10 protein-coding genes are annotated in these 16,506 nt (G+C 73.9%); 8 read left to right on the plus strand and 2 right to left on the minus strand.

Annotation, left to right across the window (positions count from 1 at the left end; all coding sequences use genetic code 11):
* Positions 1-22: 22 nt before the first annotated feature.
* Together ACWF41_RS15035 and ACWF41_RS15040 are read left to right on the plus strand one after the other, a co-directional pair.
* Positions 23-1,945, plus strand: a complete 1,923-nt coding sequence (locus ACWF41_RS15035; protein ID WP_380317848.1) for a glycosyltransferase — start codon at positions 23-25, stop codon at positions 1,943-1,945.
* A gap of 1 nt (position 1,946) precedes the next feature.
* Positions 1,947-3,068 (plus strand): sulfotransferase domain-containing protein, encoded by a 1,122-nt coding sequence (locus ACWF41_RS15040; protein WP_380317851.1) that lies wholly within the window; start codon positions 1,947-1,949, stop codon positions 3,066-3,068.
* Positions 3,069-3,103: 35 nt separating this feature from the next.
* On the opposite strand, the gene ACWF41_RS15045 is transcribed toward ACWF41_RS15040, so the two are convergent.
* On the minus strand, positions 3,104-4,417 hold the full coding sequence (locus tag ACWF41_RS15045) for a SpoIID/LytB domain-containing protein (RefSeq protein ID WP_380317854.1): 1,314 nt from the start codon (positions 4,415-4,417) through the stop codon (positions 3,104-3,106).
* A gap of 151 nt (positions 4,418-4,568) precedes the next feature.
* On the opposite strand from ACWF41_RS15045, the gene ACWF41_RS15050 reads away from it, so the two are divergent.
* The 6 genes from ACWF41_RS15050 to ACWF41_RS15075 all read left to right on the plus strand — a co-directional run bounded on the left by ACWF41_RS15050 (position 4,569) and on the right by ACWF41_RS15075 (position 14,079).
* On the plus strand, positions 4,569-6,584 hold the full coding sequence (locus ACWF41_RS15050) for a peptidoglycan recognition protein family protein (RefSeq protein WP_380317857.1): 2,016 nt from the start codon (positions 4,569-4,571) through the stop codon (positions 6,582-6,584).
* A 133-nt stretch (positions 6,585-6,717) separates the two neighbouring features.
* A complete protein-coding gene (locus tag ACWF41_RS15055) occupies positions 6,718-7,941 on the plus strand; it encodes a hypothetical protein (protein ID WP_380317860.1) in 1,224 nt (407 codons plus the stop codon).
* A gap of 9 nt (positions 7,942-7,950) precedes the next feature.
* On the plus strand, positions 7,951-9,786 hold the full coding sequence (locus tag ACWF41_RS15060) for a glycosyltransferase (RefSeq protein WP_380317863.1): 1,836 nt from the start codon (positions 7,951-7,953) through the stop codon (positions 9,784-9,786).
* A 10-nt stretch (positions 9,787-9,796) separates the two neighbouring features.
* Positions 9,797-11,659, plus strand: a complete 1,863-nt coding sequence (locus ACWF41_RS15065; RefSeq protein WP_380317866.1) for a glycosyltransferase — start codon at positions 9,797-9,799, stop codon at positions 11,657-11,659.
* Positions 11,660-11,684: 25 nt separating this feature from the next.
* Entirely contained in the window at positions 11,685-12,821 is a 1,137-nt protein-coding gene (gene glf / locus ACWF41_RS15070) for a UDP-galactopyranose mutase (protein ID WP_380317869.1), read from the plus strand.
* 193 nt (positions 12,822-13,014) lie between these two features.
* Positions 13,015-14,079 (plus strand): hypothetical protein, encoded by a 1,065-nt coding sequence (locus ACWF41_RS15075; RefSeq protein ID WP_380327188.1) that lies wholly within the window; start codon positions 13,015-13,017, stop codon positions 14,077-14,079.
* A gap of 74 nt (positions 14,080-14,153) precedes the next feature.
* Here ACWF41_RS15075 and ACWF41_RS15080 read toward each other — a convergent pair whose 3' ends face one another.
* Positions 14,154-16,271 carry an acyltransferase family protein gene (locus ACWF41_RS15080; RefSeq protein WP_380327101.1) on the minus strand — a complete coding sequence of 706 codons (2,118 nt, stop codon included), beginning with the start codon at positions 16,269-16,271 and terminating at the stop codon, positions 14,154-14,156.
* Positions 16,272-16,506 lie beyond the last annotated feature (235 nt).

Consider the following 16,506-nt stretch of genomic DNA (forward strand, 5'->3'; position numbering starts at 1 on the left):
AACGACCCAGACAGGAGCACCGATGCCCACCATGCGGAGCGTCCCGCTCGGCCGCGAGCCGGGCGACGCGGAGATCGCCTCGTTCGCCGGCCTCACCGACCGGCCGCTGCTCGTGGTCGGCAACGGCCCGTCGTCGGCGATGCCGCCGTACCACCGCATCCCCGCCGACGTCGTGGTCTTCCGGATGAACTGGTTCTTCCTGGAGAGCAACTACCACTTCGGCGACCGCGTCGACGCGTGGTTCAGCGCCGTCCCGCACGAGCGGCTCGAGAAGCTGCTGCAGGACGAGATCCGGTCGGGCCGCTACGACGTGCGCCGCCTGGCATCCCCCATGCGGCACGCCGCGCACCGCGACGGCGACCGGTACGGGCTCGAGCCGCTCACCGACGTCGCCGAGCTGGACTCGTGGGCCGTGCCCGCGCGCACCCCGCGCCTCGCGCGCCACTTCATGAGCCGCCCCGGCCTGCCCACCACCGGGATGCAGGCGCTCGCGTTCGGGCTGGGCGTCGGGTTCCGCGAGGTCTACCTGGCCGGCATCGACCTGTACGAGTCGAAGGACGTGCGCTACGGGTACACGATGCCGCAGGTCGCCGAGCTCGGGCTGGAGGCCAAGGACGCGACGCCCGGCTACGAGGCGGCGCACGGGCTCGACACCGACCTCGCATTCCTGCGCTCCTGCCTCGCCGCGTACCCGGACGCCACGGTCCGCTCCGTGAGCCAGTCGGAGCTGCTGCACCTGTACGTGCCGCCGGCCGACGACCTGCCCGCCGACCGCCCGGCCCTCGCCCCGGGGGAGGGGTCGGTCGTCGGGGCCACCAAGGACACGGTCGAGATCGAGCTGCCCGCCGCCGGGGGCGTCCAGGCGCTCACCGTGCCGAGGGTGGACGGCCCGGCGTGGAAGGACGTCGACGGGCGGCGGTGCGCCTACGTCACCGTCGTCTCCGGCTCCTACCACCACGGCGCGCGGGCGCTCGCGAACTCGCTGCGCCGCGTCACCGACGTGCCCCTGGTCGCGCTGTGCACGCCCGACGCCGACAAGGCGGCGCTCGCCGCCAGCGGGATCCGCACCCTCGACGTCCCGCCGATCGCCAACCCCGTCCTGCGGGCGGGCCGGGCGGGCGGCACCGACCAGAAGGTGCAGGAGCGGTTCGCGGCGACCTACACGAAGCTGCACGTCTTCCGGCTCGACTTCCTCGACCGCGCCGTCTACGTCGACAGCGACGCCGTGGTGAAGCAGAACGTCGACGACCTGTTCGCCGGCGACGACTTCGCCGCCGTCCCGGACGCCGGCCTCGACGCGCCGAACCCCGGCGTCTTCAACTCCGGCGTCTTTGCCTTCACCCCGTCGCAGGCGACGTTCGAGGCGATGATGTCGCGCCTGGCGCACACCCCGTCGTACGACGGCGGCGACCAGGGCTTCCTCAACGTGTTCTTCGAGTCGTGGCGCGCGCTGCCGCCGGAGGACAACACGACCAAGCGGATCTTCTCCCACCACCCGGCGCTGTTCCACGACGAGGACGTGCGGGTGCTGCACTACGTGGGCAAGAAGCCGTGGGAGCCCGCGGGCGGCGACGACCGGTACGACACCCTCGACCTCGAGTGGCTCGGCTACCTGGCCGACGCCGAGAAGAACGAGCTGATCCGCGACCTGCGCCGCCAGACCGACCTGTCGACCACCGCCGCCCAGGCGCCTGCCGACGTGCTGCGGGCCGTGAAGGCGCACCTGGCGGAGGGGCGGACCGAGCAGGCCGCGCGGCTCCTCGCCGAGACCGGCCGCAAGCGGCGCCTCACCACCGCGGAGCAGCGCCGGCTCGCGATCGCGTCCATGCGGCTCGGCCGGCGCCGCGACGCGCTGCGCACCCTCGAGCGGGCCCGGGGCCCGGTCGCGACCGTCGCCGTCGGCAGCGGCATCCTCTCCCAGTACTACCGGAACCGGAGGAAGTGACATGGCTCGGGACCTGGCCCGGGACACGGCCCGCTGGCTCACCCCCACGAGGGTGGCGCGCCGGGCGCGCGCCGCCGCCGAGGAGCGGCTGCCCCCGCACCTGGGGCCGGCCCTCCTGACCCGCGACTGGGACGCCCTCGCCGCGGGGGCGGGGACCACGTCGAAGGACGCGCGGCTCGCGGGCGCGCTCACGGGCCTGCGCGCCGGCGAGGACGCGGCCGTGCTCGCGGCGCTGCCCGAGGAGCCGGGGGAGGCGCTGCGCTACCTGGGCGACGTCGCCCGCTGGCGGCTCGGGACGCTCGCCGACGAGCGCGGCACCGCGTTCGCGGACGCGTTCGGCCGCCTGCACCGCGCCGACGTCGTGACCGTGGCGACGATCCAGAAGTCCGGCACCCACTGGATGCGGTTCTTCCTCACCAACTACGCGCGGGCCCTCGCGGACCCGCAGGTGCGCGTGCCGATCTCCTACCCGCAGCTGCAGCAGGAGTACTACGGCAACAACCGCTGGCAGGTGTTCCGGGAGGCGGAGCCCTACCGGCCGCCGTCCGGCCTGCTCGCCCGGCACGGGGTGTCCGACGTGACCATGCAGCACTTCCGGCACGACGTCGACCCGTTCGTCTTCTCCCCGGGCCGCAAGATCATGCTGTACCGCAACCCGCTCGACTACGTCGTGTCGCTGTACCACTACACGATCAAGCAGCGGCCGCAGCACCGGGACAAGGCGGAGCACCCGCGCGACGTCATCGAGACGATGCTCGACACGTACGCCCGGCACTACCTGACCCTGGACAGCTACCGCGGCGACCCCGACGTGCACGTGGCCTCCTACGAGGCGCTCAAGGAGGACCCGGGCCGGCGGTTCCGCGAGGTGGTGCGGTTCCTCGCCCTGCCGCTGGACGACGACGCCGTCGAGGTCGCGCTCGCGCTCTCGGACATCACCACCGTGCGCGCCATGGAGGAGCGGACCGGGCGGTCGATGGTCGTGAAGCTGGACGGCTACTTCACCCGCGACGGCTCGATCGGGCAGTGGAAGCAGTACTTCGACGACGACGACGTCGAGCGCGCCCGCGCCGTGCTCGCCGGGCACGGGATCGACCTCGACTCGTTCACGGTCGACGGCTGAGCGCCGCTGAGCCGCTGACCGGCTGAGCGGCGCGGCTACGCCACAGCGGTGATCCGGGTGATCCACGCGGCGGGCATCGAGCCGGCCGTCGTGCGGGCGCCGACCTTGGCGCGCATCACGTCGGCCTTGCCGGTGACGGTGGCGGTCTTCCCGGTCGACGACGTCGCGACCAGCGTGCGCAGCTGCCCGCTGGACCACTTCGCGGTGACCTTGATCGACTTCACGTCCCCGAGCCCGAACAGCGTGCGGGCCTGCGCCTGCGTGATCGTGCGCGTCCACGAGGCGTAGGAGTTGCCGGGGGCGGCCTTGCTGTACGGGTCGGCGACGGACCGCTCGTACGGGATCACGGCGGCCCAGACGTCCTCCGAGTTGGCCGTCCGCCCGCCGCTGGAGGAGTAGTAGTGCGCCGCGACCGGCGCGCCTGCGTACGTGAGCACGCGCGCCTCCGTGGCGCTCCGCACGGACGCCCGGACCGCGGACGTCCAGACCTTGCCGTACTTCGCGTCCGTGCCCTCGCTCTCCTTCTTCCAGCCGGAGTAGTACTGGTCGCGCACGTCGTCGACGACGTTGCAGCGGCACCCGGCCCGCAGCGACGGCTTCGACATGGCGTAGGAGCGGGCGGTGATCGCCTGGGCCGAGAGCGCGTAGAAGCCGCCGTTCAGGCCCCACGACGACGGCATCTCGGCGATCCCGTACAGGTACTCCGTGTTGAGCAGCACGTCGTTGGTGAGGTTGGTCCAGCCCTGCTGGACCGTCGCCGTCAGCCGGCCGTTGCGGTAGGAACCGTGCGTGCCCGCGACGGTCGCCACCGCCTTCTTGCCCGTCGGCTTGTAGTAGCGCGTGCCCGACCAGTGGATGCGCAGCAGCGCGCCCTCGTACGACTTCGTCCCGACGGTGACGCGCGTCCGTGCCGCGGCGGTCGCGGCCACCTTGAGGGTGGTGGTCCCGGTCCCGGAGGCCAGGGTGGTGCCCGCCGCGCTGCGGAGCCGCCAGTCGCCGCCCGTGACCGTGACCGTGGTCGACGCCTTGCGGTCGCCGTACGCCGTCGAGCCGCCCGGGTCCGGGCCGAAGACCTGCACCAGCACGTCCTTGGGGGTCGTCTTCCACGACACCGCGGCGCCCGGGTAGTAGTACCGCAGGATGTCGCGGCCGAGGTTGCCCTGCCGCGACATCTGGTACGCGCCGTACTGCGGCATCCCGACGCCGTGGCCGAACCCCGAGCCGGTGAGGGTGAACGACCTCGGCACCGCGGCCTGCGCCGACGTCGCCGCCACCGTCCCGCCCGCGAGCGTCACCAGTGCCGCCACCGCCCCCGCGACCGCGCGGCGCGCCCAGCGTCCCTTGCTCATCGTGACCACCCCCTCTTGCACTGTGCCCCAGGGGCGGGGGCCCAGCATCCGGAACGGGGCGGCGCTCTCGGCGTGCCTGTGCGCCCGGCACTCCTTATCGTCGGGCGGGTCAGATGCCCGGCGCGACCATGACGGACGAGCGGAGACGAGCATGACGACCACCACCACGAGCCCGGACGACGGGACGCCCGGGAAGCAGGCCGGGACGCAGGCCCGGTCGAGGGCCAGGGCGGCGGCGCGGACGGGCGTCACCACGACGACGGTGCTGGCGCTGGCGCTCGCCGGGGTCGTCCTCCCGACGGTCTCCCTCCCGGTGCCGGAGGCGCACGCCGTGGCCCCGGACGTGGAGCACGTCCCCGTGCGCGGCGTCGACACCGACGCCCGCCACCAGAAGGGCGCGCTGGACGCCGCCGTGGGGGAGGAGCACGAGGCGCCCTCCGCGGCCGAGACCGCGAAGAAGGTGGCTCCCGGCGGCGGCACGACGGCCCTCCCGCACGAGGAGCCCGATGACGGAGCGCTCGCCGCGCTGAGCGAGCGCACCACGACGCAGGACTTCCTCGTCGCGGGCGTCACCTGGGACTCCGCCACGCCCAGCGAGGTCACCGAGGTCGCCGTGCGGCTGCGCGAGGACGGCCGCTGGAGCGCGTGGCAGGCGCTGGGCCTGGACGGCGTCACCGTCGACGGCGGGCGCGCCGGCACCGAACCGATCGTCTCCACCGGCGCCGACGGGGTCCAGGCCCGCGTGCGGACCGCGGACGGCAGATCGCCGCGCGGGCTGCAGGTGGACGTCGTCGACCCGGGGACGTCGCGCGCCGACGCCCTGGTCGGCGACGACGGAGCGCCTCCGTCGTCCGCGAGCGCCGGCACGGGCTTCGAGATCCGCCCCAAGATCGTGACGCGCGCCGGCTGGGGCGCCGACGAGTCGCTGGCGGGCAGCTGGCCCGAGACCTCCAGGGCGCTCAAGGCGATCTACGTGCACCACACGGCGGGCACCAACAGCTACTCCGAGAGCCAGTCGGCGGCGCTCGTGCGGGGCATCTACGCGTACCACACGAAGTCCCGCGGGTGGCCGGACATCGGCTACCAGTTCCTCGTGGACCGCTACGGCAACGTCTTCCAGGGCCGCAAGGACGCGCGCACCGACAACCCGATCGGCGCGCAGGCCGGCGGCTACAACACGGGCACGATCGGGGTGTCCGCGATGGGCAACTTCGACACGGCGCAGCCCACCAGCGCCCTGCTCACCGCGCTGTCCAAGGTGATCGGCTGGAAGGCGTACCAGTACAAGCTCAACGCCAAGGGCACCACCACGCTGGTCACGGGCAGCAGCACCGGGTCGGGCACGCGGGCGAGACCCGGCAGCACGGTGAAGGTGCCCATCGTCCTCATGCACAAGACCACGAACCAGACCGCCTGCCCCGGGCGCTACCTGGCCGCGAAGATGGGCAGCCTGCGCAGCTCGGCGGAGGCGCGGCGGCAGGCGGCGATCAAGAAGTACGGGGCCATCCGGTGGGCGGTCGCGGCGCCGAAGCGGTACGCGCCGTCCGCGTCGCAGTCGCCCGTGCAGTGGTCCACGAAGGCCACCTACCGGTGGAAGGCGGTGTCCGGCGCGCGCTACTACCAGGTGCTGTACCGCGAGGCGCACTGGAGCTCCGACATGCCGTCCACCAACTACTGGCGGGTGCTCAAGGCCACGACGGCGACGTCGGTCACCGTGAACCTCAAGCGCGGCACGGCACGCCAGCTCGCGGTGCGCGCCGTCGGGCAGAAGTACCACCGCGGGCCCATGACCACCCTGGTGTGGACCACCACCACGATCCTGCCGAGGTCGTGGTCGTTCTCGAGCGGCTGGAGCAAGGTGCACCATCCGGTGTACTACGGCGACTACGCCTACCAGACCTCCAAGGGCGGGGCGACGATCAGCCTCAAGAGCGCCAACGAGGTGCACCGCGTCGTGGTGCGCGGGGCCACGGCGCCCGGTGACGGCAAGCTCCAGGTGCTCGTCGGGGGCGCGGTGCGCGGCACCTTCGACTTCAACAAGCCGTCGGACGGCGACCGGATCTTCTCTCTCGTCCTCTCCGGGCACCAGGACGGCACCGTGACCCTCCGCAAGGTGAAGGACGGGAAGAAGGTGCGGGTCAGCCACATCTCCCTGGCGCGCTGGTAGCCTCGCGGTCGTCGCAAGGGGGACCCGGCCGGGCGTCGCGACGGAGCGCACAGCCTGCGTGCAGGGACGCCGGTTACCTTCGGCGCGACGAACCGGTGTCGAGGGGGGACCAGACGGTCCTGGAGGAGATGGGATGTCGACCAGCGCGGGCCAGTCCGAGTCGCTGCAGCTGCCCGAGCGGGCCCTGCTGCTGCACATCGGGCTGATGAAGACCGGGACCACGAGCCTGCAGAACGCCGCCGCGGCGCTGCGGCCAGAGCTGCTCGCCCGCGGGGTCCGCTACCCGGGGAGCACCTTCAACCACCGCAGCGCGGTGAACGACTTCATGGGCCACCACTGGGGCTGGGACACCACCCCCGTCGAGGGGGCTTGGCGCAAGCTGCGCGCCGAGATCGACCGGGACACCGACAACCGGATCTGGATCGGGCACGAGTTCGGCGCGAACGCCGACGACGCGACGGCCGCCCGGTGGCGCGAGGAGCTGGGCGAGCGCGCGCACGTCGTCGTGACGCTCCGCAACTACGCCTCCATCCTCCCCTCGCTGTGGCAGCAGATGACCAAGGAGGGCGAGACGGCCACCTTCCAGAAGTGGCTCGAGGGCGTGATGTCGGACGATCCGGCGTCCGCCCTGAGCTCCTTCCGCGACCGGATCGACCAGGGCCGGGTCGTGACGCGGTGGGCGGAGGCCTTCGGCCCGGAGAACGTCACGGTCGTCGTCGTGGACAAGTCCACGCCCGCGCTGCTGTTCGACGCGTTCGAGTCGATGCTCGGGATCGAGCACGGGCTCCTGGGCACCGCGAAGCTGGACGGCAGGTCGAGCAACCGCGGCCTGTCCCTCGAGGAGGCGGAGCTCTTCCGGGCGCTCAACAAGCGCCTCCGCAAGCAGCTCACGTGGCTCGAGTACTGCAAGTGGCTGCGCGACAGCGCGTCCGTCTCCGTCCTCACCCGCCGCAAGCCGGGCAAGCACGACACCAAGCTCGTCCTGCCCACGTGGGCCGCCGACGTGGCGCACGAACGGGCGGCGCGGTCCGTCTCGCAGATCCGGGAGTCCGGCGTCCGGGTGGTCGGAGACCTGGACCTCCTGACCGCCGAGGTGCCGTCGAGCGACGATGCGCCGCTGAGCAGCGCCGTCGTGCCGATCGACGCCGCCGTCGAGGCGATCCTCGGGGTGACCCGGCAGGGGCGCCGCGACGAGGACCGGCTGGCCACCGCCCGCGAGGAGGTCGCCCGCCTGGAGGAGGAGAACGCCGCGCTCCGCGGCGAGCTGACGAGGAGCAAGGCGCTCGCGGACGCGAGCGGCCGCGAGCTCGTCCGGGCGCTCGGCTCGCGCGCCAAGCGGCGCGTGCAGCGCGGCTAGGCTCACCCGGTGCATCTCGCGCAACAGCTGATCCTGTCCACCCCCGCCGACCGCCGCGCCCTGGTCGTGGAGGACGGCCCCGCCGCCGTCGAGCACGGCACCGTCCGCGTGCCGGCCGGATCCACCCAGGGGTTCGCCACCTACTTCTCCGCGTTCCCGGCGTCGTACTGGGTGCGGTGGGCCGGCGTCGCGGCCGTGCGGCTGGAGGTCGACGCCTCCGGACCCGGCGAGGTGCGCCTGGTCCGCTCGGACGCGAGCGGCGCCGCGAGCGCGGTCGCGGCCGCGCAGGTGGCGCCCGATGGCGGCACGGTCGCGCTCGACGCGGACGTCGCCGGTGCGGCCGACGGCGGCTGGCTCTGGTTCGAGGTCGACGCGGGCGACGACGCGGTGGTCGTCACCGGAGCGCGCTGGCTGGTCGACGTGGCCCCGCGCCGCACCGGCGACGTGTGCCTGTCGATCACCACGATGGACAAGCCGGAGTTCTGCGTCGCCACGCTGGAGCGGATCGCCGGCTCCGCCGCGCTCGCGGAGGCCGTCGGCACGGTGCTGGTGGTCGACCAGGGCTCGCGCCGCGTCGCCGACCACCCGGGGTACGCCGAGGCAGCGGCCGCGCTCGGCGACCGGCTGACCGTCATCGAGCAGCGCAACCTGGGCGGGTCGGGCGGCTTCTCGCGCGGCATGCTCGAGGCGCTGGACCGGCCCGCGGCGGACGCCGTCCTCATCCTCGACGACGACGTGGAGGTGGAGCCCGAGGCGCTGCTGCGCGCGATCCGGTTCCACCGCGCCGCGCGCACGCCCGTCGTCGTCGGCGGGCACATGCTCGACCTGCACCGCCCCACCGTGCTCAACTCCTTCAGCGAGGTGGTGCACGAGCGCAGCTTCAACTGGGGGCCGCCCGAGGCGGACCAGCAGTGGCACGACCTCGCCGCCGGCACCCTGCGCGACACCCCCTGGCTGCACGCCCGCGGCCAGAGCGACTTCAACGGCTGGTGGATGTGCCTCATCCCGACGGACGTCCTGCGCGCCGTCGGGCTGTCCCTGCCGCTGTTCCTCAAGTGGGACGACGCCGAGTTCGGCCTGCGGGCCCGCGACGCCGGCCGGGCCACCGTCTCGTTCCCGGGCGCCGCGCTGTGGCACGTCGCGTGGACGGAGAAGGACGACACCGTCGAGTGGCAGGCCTACCTGCACGTGCGCAACCGCGTGGCCGCCGCGCTGCTGCGCGCACGCCGGCCGCGGGCCGGGCTGCTGCTGCCGCTGCTGCTCGCGAACGACCTCAAGCTGCTGCTCGGGATGCGGTACTACGCCGTCGACCTGCACGTCCGCGCCCTGCGCGACGTGCTCGCCGGGCCCGGCGACCTGCACGCCGACCTCGAGCGCGTGGTTCCTGCCGCGCGGGCGGTCGGCGCCGCGTACCCGGAGACGACGGTGCACCGCGCCGGCGACCCCGCCTTCGACGCCGCGGCGGGGCGGGCCCGGGCGGGCGGGCCGGGGGAGAAGCCGACGTCGGCGGCGCTGGCGCGCTTCGCGGCCGCCGGGCTGCTGCGCCAGCTCCGGCCCGCGCGCGGCGGGTCCGTCCCCGCGTCCGTGCTGACCCGCGAGCAGGCGACCTGGTGGGAGACGCCCCGCCACGACTCGGTGCTCGTGCTGGCCGGCGACGGCGCCTCGGGGACCTGGCTGCGGCGCGACCCGCGGCGGTTCTGGCGGCTGCTCGGGGCCACGGTCGCCACGCACGTGCGCCTCGCGCTGCGGTGGGGACCCGTGTCCGCGCGGTGGCGCGCCGCCGCGCCCGCGCTCGTCGACCCCGAGACCTGGCGGGCGACCTTCGCACCCCGGGCGCCCCACTAGGATGACCAGGATGTCCACCCCCTCCGTCGTCGCGGTCGTCGTGTCGTACAACAGGTCCGCGCTGCTCGGCGCGGCCCTCGACGCGCTGGCCGCCCAGACCCGGCCCGTCGACCGGGTGCTCGTGGTCGACAACGCGTCCACCGACGACGCGCTCGACGTCGCCCGGTCCCACCCCAGCGCCCCCGAGGTCGTCGCGCTCAAGCGCAACACCGGCGGCGCGGGCGGCTTCGCCGTCGGCATCGCGACCGCCGTCGCCGACCTGGACGCCGACCTCGTATGGCTCATGGACGACGACACCGTCCCCACCGAGACGGCGCTCGAGGCGCTCCTCGGCGCGCGCGACGCCTACGCCGGCGACGTCACCGCCATGGCGAGCCGCGTCGTGTGGACCGACGGCAGCGACCACCCGATGAACACGCCGCGCACCCGCCCCGGCGCGTCGCCCGCGGAGCTGAACCGCGCGCGGGCCGCCGGAGCCGTGCCGGTCCGGTCGATGTCGTTCGTGTCGATGATGGTGGACGCGCGCGCCGTGCGGCAGCACGGGCTGCCCGTCAGCGACTACTTCATCTGGAACGACGACTTCGAGTACTCCACGCGCATGCTGCGCCGCGGCACCGGCCTGTACGTGCCGGGCAGCGTCGTCGAGCACCGCACGGCCCGCCTCGTCGGCACCGACCACGACCCGGGCCCGCGCTTCTACTACGAGGTGCGCAACAAGGTCTGGATGTTCACGCGCTCGTCCGCGCTCGGCCTGTCCGAGCGGGTCCTGTACGGCGGGTCCACCCTGCGGCGCTGGGCCCGCACCGTGGCGCGCTCCTCCGACCGCGGCACCCTCCTCAAGGCCGGCGGGCGCGGGTTGTGGCACGGCGTCGTGCGCCGCCCCCGCGCCGACACCGAGGTGCTCGCCGGCGTCGGGCCCGCCGCGCTCAGCGTCGCGCGGGTCGAGCTGGGGCGGGCCGAGCGGCAGGAGTCCGTGCCGCGGCCGGCGGCGGGCCCCGCCGCGGCCCCCCGTGCCGCGGCCGCGCCCGGCGCGCTCGACGACCACCGGTTCTCCGTGCTCCTGCCCGTGTACGCGGGCGACGACGCGGCCCACCTCGAACGCGGCTTCCTGTCCGTGACGCGCGACCAGACGCTGCGGCCGGACGAGGTGGTCGTCGTGCGCGACGGGCCCGTGGGCGCCGACATCTCCGCCGTCCTCGGCCGCCTGCACGAGCTCACCGACGTGCCCGTCACCCTGGTGCCGCTCGAGCGCAACGTCGGCCTCGCCCGCGCTCTCGAGGCGGGGCTGGAGGCCTGCAAGCACGAGATCGTCGCGCGCGCCGACGCCGACGACATCTCCCGCCCCGAGCGGTTCGCCGTGCAGGTGCCGCTGGTCGCGGCGGGCTGCGACATCGTCGGCTCCGCGATCCAGGAGTTCGACGACGACGAGCACGACCCGGGCATGGTCCGCGTGCCGCCGACCGGCGCCGACATCGCGACCACCGCCCGGTTCCGCGACCCGTTCAACCACCCGTCCGTCGTGTACCGGCGCTCCGCCGTCGCGGCCGCGGGCGGGTACGAGCACCTCGACCTCATGGAGGACTACCTCCTGTTCGCGCGCATGATCGCGGGCGGCGCCGACGCGCAGAACGTCGTCGAGCCGCTGGTCCTGTACCGCGTCGGCGCGGGCGCCTACGCGCGCCGCGGCGGCCGCCGGCTGCTCGCGTCCGAGCTCGCGCTGCAGCGCACCCTGCACTCCGAGGGGTTCCTCACCGGGCCGCAGATGGTGCGCAACGTCGTGGTGCGCGCCGGCTACCGCGTGGTGCCGGAGGCCGTCCGCAAGGCCGGGTACCGCGCGTACACCCGCCTGCGCGGCGGGTACGAGCCCGACTGACCACCCCCGACCTGGAGGCAGCAGCATGACCGACCTCGTCGTCGTCGGCACCGGGCTCTTCGGCCTGACCGTCGCCGAGCGGATGGCCGACCGCGGGCGCAAGGTGCTCATGATCGACCGTCGTGACCACCTCGGCGGCAACGCGTACAGCGAGACGGACCCGGACACGGGGATCGAGGTGCACCGGTACGGGGCGCACCTGTTCCACACCTCGAACGAGCGGGTGTGGGAGTACGTGAACCGGTTCACGGCGTTCACGTCGTACGTGCACCGCGTGTACACCACGCACCGTGGTGAGGTCTTCCCGATGCCGATCAACCTCGGCACGATCAACCAGTTCTTCCGGTCGGCGCACGGCCCCGACGCGGCGCGGGCGCTGGTGCGCGAGCAGGCCGCGGAGCTGGGGGACAAGCGGCCGTCGAACCTGGACGAGCAGGGCGTGTCCCTCATCGGGCGGCCCCTGTACGAGGCGTTCATCCAGGGGTACACGGCCAAGCAGTGGCAGACCGACCCGCGCGAGCTGCCGGCGTCGATCATCTCGCGCCTTCCGGTGCGGTACACGTACGACAACCGGTACTTCAACGACACGCACGAGGGCCTGCCGACCGGCGGGTACACGGCGTGGCTGGAGCGGATGGCCGACCACCCGAACATCGAGGTGCGGCTGTCCACCGACTTCTTCGACGACGCGCAGCCGGTGAGCAAGAAGGCCGTCGTGGGGCAGGTGCCGGTCGTGTACACGGGCCCGGTGGACCGGTACTTCGACGACGCCGAGGGGTCGCTGTCCTGGCGCACGCTCGACTTCGAGCGCGAGGTGCTGCCGGTGGGCGACTTCCAGGGCACGCCGGTGATGAACTACGCCGACACCGAGGTGCCGTACACGCGCATCCTGGAGTTCCGCCACTTCCACCCCGAGCGGGAGTACGCGAGCGACAAGACCGTCATCGTGCGCGAGTACTCCCGCTTCGCCGAGCGCGGCGACGAGCCGTACTACCCGGTGAACACCCCCGCCGACCGTGAGCGGCTCAAGCGCTACCGCGAGCTGATGGCCGACGAGCCCGACGTGCACTTCGGCGGCCGCCTGGGCACGTACCAGTACCTCGACATGCACATGGCCATCGGCTCCGCCCTCTCCATGGTGGACAACAAGCTCACCGCCTGACAGTGATGATGTAGTCGAGCCCTCCGGGGGGTGCCGAACAGGCAGTTGACACCGTGATGGACGCCCCGCGGCGTCCATAACGGTGTCAACTGCCTGTTCGGCACAGGGCGCGGAGGCTGCCCCCAGGTTTCGGCCGTCCACAGATCGGTCCGACGGGGTCCCGCGGCGCGGTCTCGCCTGGTGGTGTGTCGGGATGCGCACCTTCGCTCCGATCCCGCCGCTCCTCCAGGGCCTCGCCGACGCCCAGGAGGGTCTGCTGTCGGCGCAGCAGTGCGAACGGCACGGTGTCGGTGCCTCACGACGGTCCCGGCTGGTGGCCGCCGGGCGCTGGTCCGCCGTGACCCGAGGCGTCGTCGACACGGTCGCCGTGGCACCGGCAGCGCGGGTGGCGGCGGACGCACCGGGGCGTGTCGTGATGCCGCTCGCGGTGCGCACCGCGCCCCGTCTGACGCCGTGGCCGCCGGAGAACGACGGCGACGTCCTGCACGGTCATCTCCGGCGCCGGCACGCGTGGATCGGGCTGCTCGCGTACGGTCCGGATGCGATCGCCGTCGGTGGGGACGCCCTCGCCCTTCACGGCGTGGAGGGACTGCCGACCTGGCATCGCTCCGGGACCGCGCTCCCTGCCGCTTCACGCCGTCCTGGGCGGGCGGGCGCCCCGCTCCGGCAGTTCGACGACGGCATGACGACCGTGGAGTTCGGCGACCGACGGACGGGGCCGCGCCGGATCGCCTCCGCGGAGTGGGCGCTCGCCCAGGCGGTGCCGGAGCTCTCGATGGGCGACGGGCTGGCGGTCCTGGACTCGGCGCTGCGGCTGGGCGCCGTGGACCGCCACGGGTTGGCGCGCTCCCACGACCATGCCCGAGGGCGGCGCGGTGTGGCACTGCGCCACGAGCTGTGGGAGCTCGCGAGCCCGCTCGCCGCGTCACCGCTGGAGTCCCGGGGGAGATGGCAGTGCATCGCGGAGGGGGTACCGCCCGACGTGCTCCAGTTTCCCGTGCACGACCGTGCCGGACGGTTGCTCGCCGTCGGCGACATGGCGTGGCGGCTGCGCGACGGGTGGCTCGTCACGGAGATGGACGGCTTCGCGTGGCACGACGACCGCCCCGGTGGCGTGCGCCGCGATCGGGACCGGGACAACGCGCTGGCTGCGGTCGGCGTGCGTCTCCTCCACTTCGACGCCGGGCACGTCGCCCGCGAAGCTGTCGGGCCGACGGTCCGCTCCGCCCTCGCCGCAGCTCGCCGAACAGGCAGTTGACACCGTTATGGAGCCCTACAAGCGTCCATAACGGTGTCAACTGCCTGTTCGGCACCTCGGGTGGGGGCGGGCGGTCAGACAGGGAGGCCGGCTTCGCGCAGCTCGCGCTCGATGAACGGCGTCATGGTGCGGGCGTACGTCGCGGTGACGTGGTGCGTGTCGCGGTAGACGTTCACGCCGCCGATGACGGCGGGGCAGGTGCCGTCCTGGCAGTACAGGTCGGTGAGGTCGACGTACGACGCGCCGCGCACCTGCTCGGTGGCGTCCTCGTACACCTGGCGGTCGGGGAACGCCTGCTGCTCGGGCTGGTCGCAGCGGGCCGGGTCTCTCGACAGGCCGCGGTCGAGGCAGAGGGACGGCTCGTCGTCGTGCTGCGGGTTGTCCGACAGCGCCACGATCGGGACGCCCTCGTCGGCGACGGGCTCCCACGCCTCGGCGAGGTCGGCGGCCTGCTCCGCGGCGCTCCCGGAGAGGTAGTCGAGGTAGCCGGTCGTGACGACGGCGTCGGTCGACGGCGCCTGCCGCTCGAGCCAGGGCCCCAGCTGGTCCTTCCACTCCTCGCAGGTGCGGGCGGGTTCGCCGCCCACGTTCGTGGGGCCAGTGCTCCACGCGCAGGAGGACTTGAACTGCACGCTGAGGCTGATCCGGCCCTCGTCGACGAGCTCGCGGAACGCCGGCATCAGGGCGCGGGCGTGCGAGTCGCCCACGAGGACCACGTGCGGGACGTCGGCGTCGTCGACCGGGCCGAAGGTGCAGTCCGCGAGCGCTGACTCGTCGTTGTCCACGAAGCAGTCGAAGGGTCGGGCGATGTCGTCGGAGACGGCCTCGGGCGCGGGGACGACCACGTCGTCGAGCGCGGGGTTGTCGCAGGGCCTTGCCGGGTCCATCGCCTCGGCCCCGAAGCAGGCGGGCTCGTCGGCGACGATGCGCGCCGCGACCGCCTCCTGCTCCTGCACGCGGTGCTTCGCGACGGCGAGCCCGCCGCCGGCGACGAGGGCGAGGACGGCCGCCCCGGCCACCGTGAGCGACAGGGCGCGGCCCGTGCGGTGCAGGTCCCAGCGCCGGGAGAAGCGCGCGGGGTCCTCGACGCACCGCTTGGTGAGGTCGGCCAGCAGCACGACGCCGGCCAGCAGGACGACGCGCTCGAGCAGCCCGGCCTCGTGCCCCAGGGCGAGGGGCAGGAACACGATCGCCGGCCAGTGCCACAGGTACAGGGAGTAGGAGATCTCCGCCGCGTACGGCACGGGCCGCCAGGCGAACAGGCCGGCGGGGGAGAACCTGCCCGCCGGCGTCCCCGCGCCGATGACCGCGACGGTCGCGAGCACGGGCGCGATCGCCGCGGTGCCGGGGAACGGCGTGCCGGCGTCGTAGACGAACGCGCACGCGACGAGGACGGCGAGCCCGGCCCAGCTCGCCGCGACCCGCACACGGTCGCCCACCGGGCGGCAGCCCGTCCGCGCGAGCCACAGGGCGAGCAGCGCGCCCGCGCCGAACTGCCAGGCGCGGGTCCTCGTGACGAAGTAGGCGGGCGCGGGGTCCGCGGCGGTGAGCCACAGCGACGTCGCGAACGAGGCGAGGGTCGCGACGGCGAGCAGCACGCCGGTCGTGCGGCGCGTGGCCCGGCCGGTGCGGGCCGCGACGGCGGCGGCGAGCACCACGAGCAGCGGCCACACCAGGTAGAACTGCTCCTCCGTCGACAGCGACCAGTAGTGCTGGACCGGCGACGGGTCGGCGTCGGCGGCGAGGTAGTCGACCGCGTCGGCCGCGAGCACCCAGTTCTCGACGTAGAGGGTGGCCCCGAGCGTCTCGCGGAACCACTGCTGCCACAGGGAGTGCGGGGCCAGGAGGAGCGTCGCGACGACGGTGGCCACGAGGACGAGGTACGCGGCGGGCAGCAGGCGGCGGGCCCGGCGCGCCCAGAACCGCCCCAGGCGGACCCGGCCGGTGGACTCCGCCTCGCGCAGCAGGTGGCCGGTGATGAGGAAGCCGGAGATGACGAAGAAGACGTCCACGCCCACGTAGCCGCCGGGCACCCGGCCCGGCCAGAAGTGGAAGAGGACGACCATCCCCACCGCCAGCGCCCGCAGGGCTTGCACCTCGGGCCGGAACGGCCGTCGCGGGGCGGGGCGGTCCGGGGTCCGGGCGGCCCCGGCGGGGGCGGGGCGGGCGTGGTCTCGGACGGGCGTCGTCATGCGGGCGGATCACCGTGGGGCGTCGGGGGCGGGCGGGGCGCGCGCCGACGGCTCGGGAGCGGCGACGGTGCGCGGTCGCCGGTCAGGCTAACCGCGACCCCGGTGCCCGGGGCAAACCCGGCGTGTCGCCGTCGCGCTCGCTCCGTGACCCCGGCGAAAAAGAAGGTGGAAAAGGGAGGGGGGGGTGAAAGGGGGCATCACAGCGTCTAATACCCGTTTCGCGGGGGGGGAGAGG

The organism is Isoptericola sp. NPDC055063 (assembly GCF_053608125.1).

Bases quoted from the DNA above. Each gene is read 5' to 3' on its own strand.
- ACWF41_RS15035 (WP_380317848.1), top strand. From the start codon at position 23: ATGCCCACCATGCGGAGCGTCCCGCTCGGCCGCGAGCCGGGCGACGCG.
- ACWF41_RS15040 (WP_380317851.1), top strand. From the start codon at position 1,947: ATGGCTCGGGACCTGGCCCGGGACACGGCCCGCTGGCTCACCCCCACG.
- ACWF41_RS15045 (WP_380317854.1), bottom strand. From the start codon at position 4,417: ATGAGCAAGGGACGCTGGGCGCGCCGCGCGGTCGCGGGGGCGGTGGCG.
- ACWF41_RS15050 (WP_380317857.1), top strand. From the start codon at position 4,569: ATGACGACCACCACCACGAGCCCGGACGACGGGACGCCCGGGAAGCAG.
- ACWF41_RS15055 (WP_380317860.1), top strand. From the start codon at position 6,718: ATGTCGACCAGCGCGGGCCAGTCCGAGTCGCTGCAGCTGCCCGAGCGG.
- ACWF41_RS15065 (WP_380317866.1), top strand. From the start codon at position 9,797: ATGTCCACCCCCTCCGTCGTCGCGGTCGTCGTGTCGTACAACAGGTCC.
- glf (WP_380317869.1), top strand. From the start codon at position 11,685: ATGACCGACCTCGTCGTCGTCGGCACCGGGCTCTTCGGCCTGACCGTC.
- ACWF41_RS15075 (WP_380327188.1), top strand. From the start codon at position 13,015: ATGCGCACCTTCGCTCCGATCCCGCCGCTCCTCCAGGGCCTCGCCGAC.
- ACWF41_RS15080 (WP_380327101.1), bottom strand. From the start codon at position 16,271: ATGACGACGCCCGTCCGAGACCACGCCCGCCCCGCCCCCGCCGGGGCC.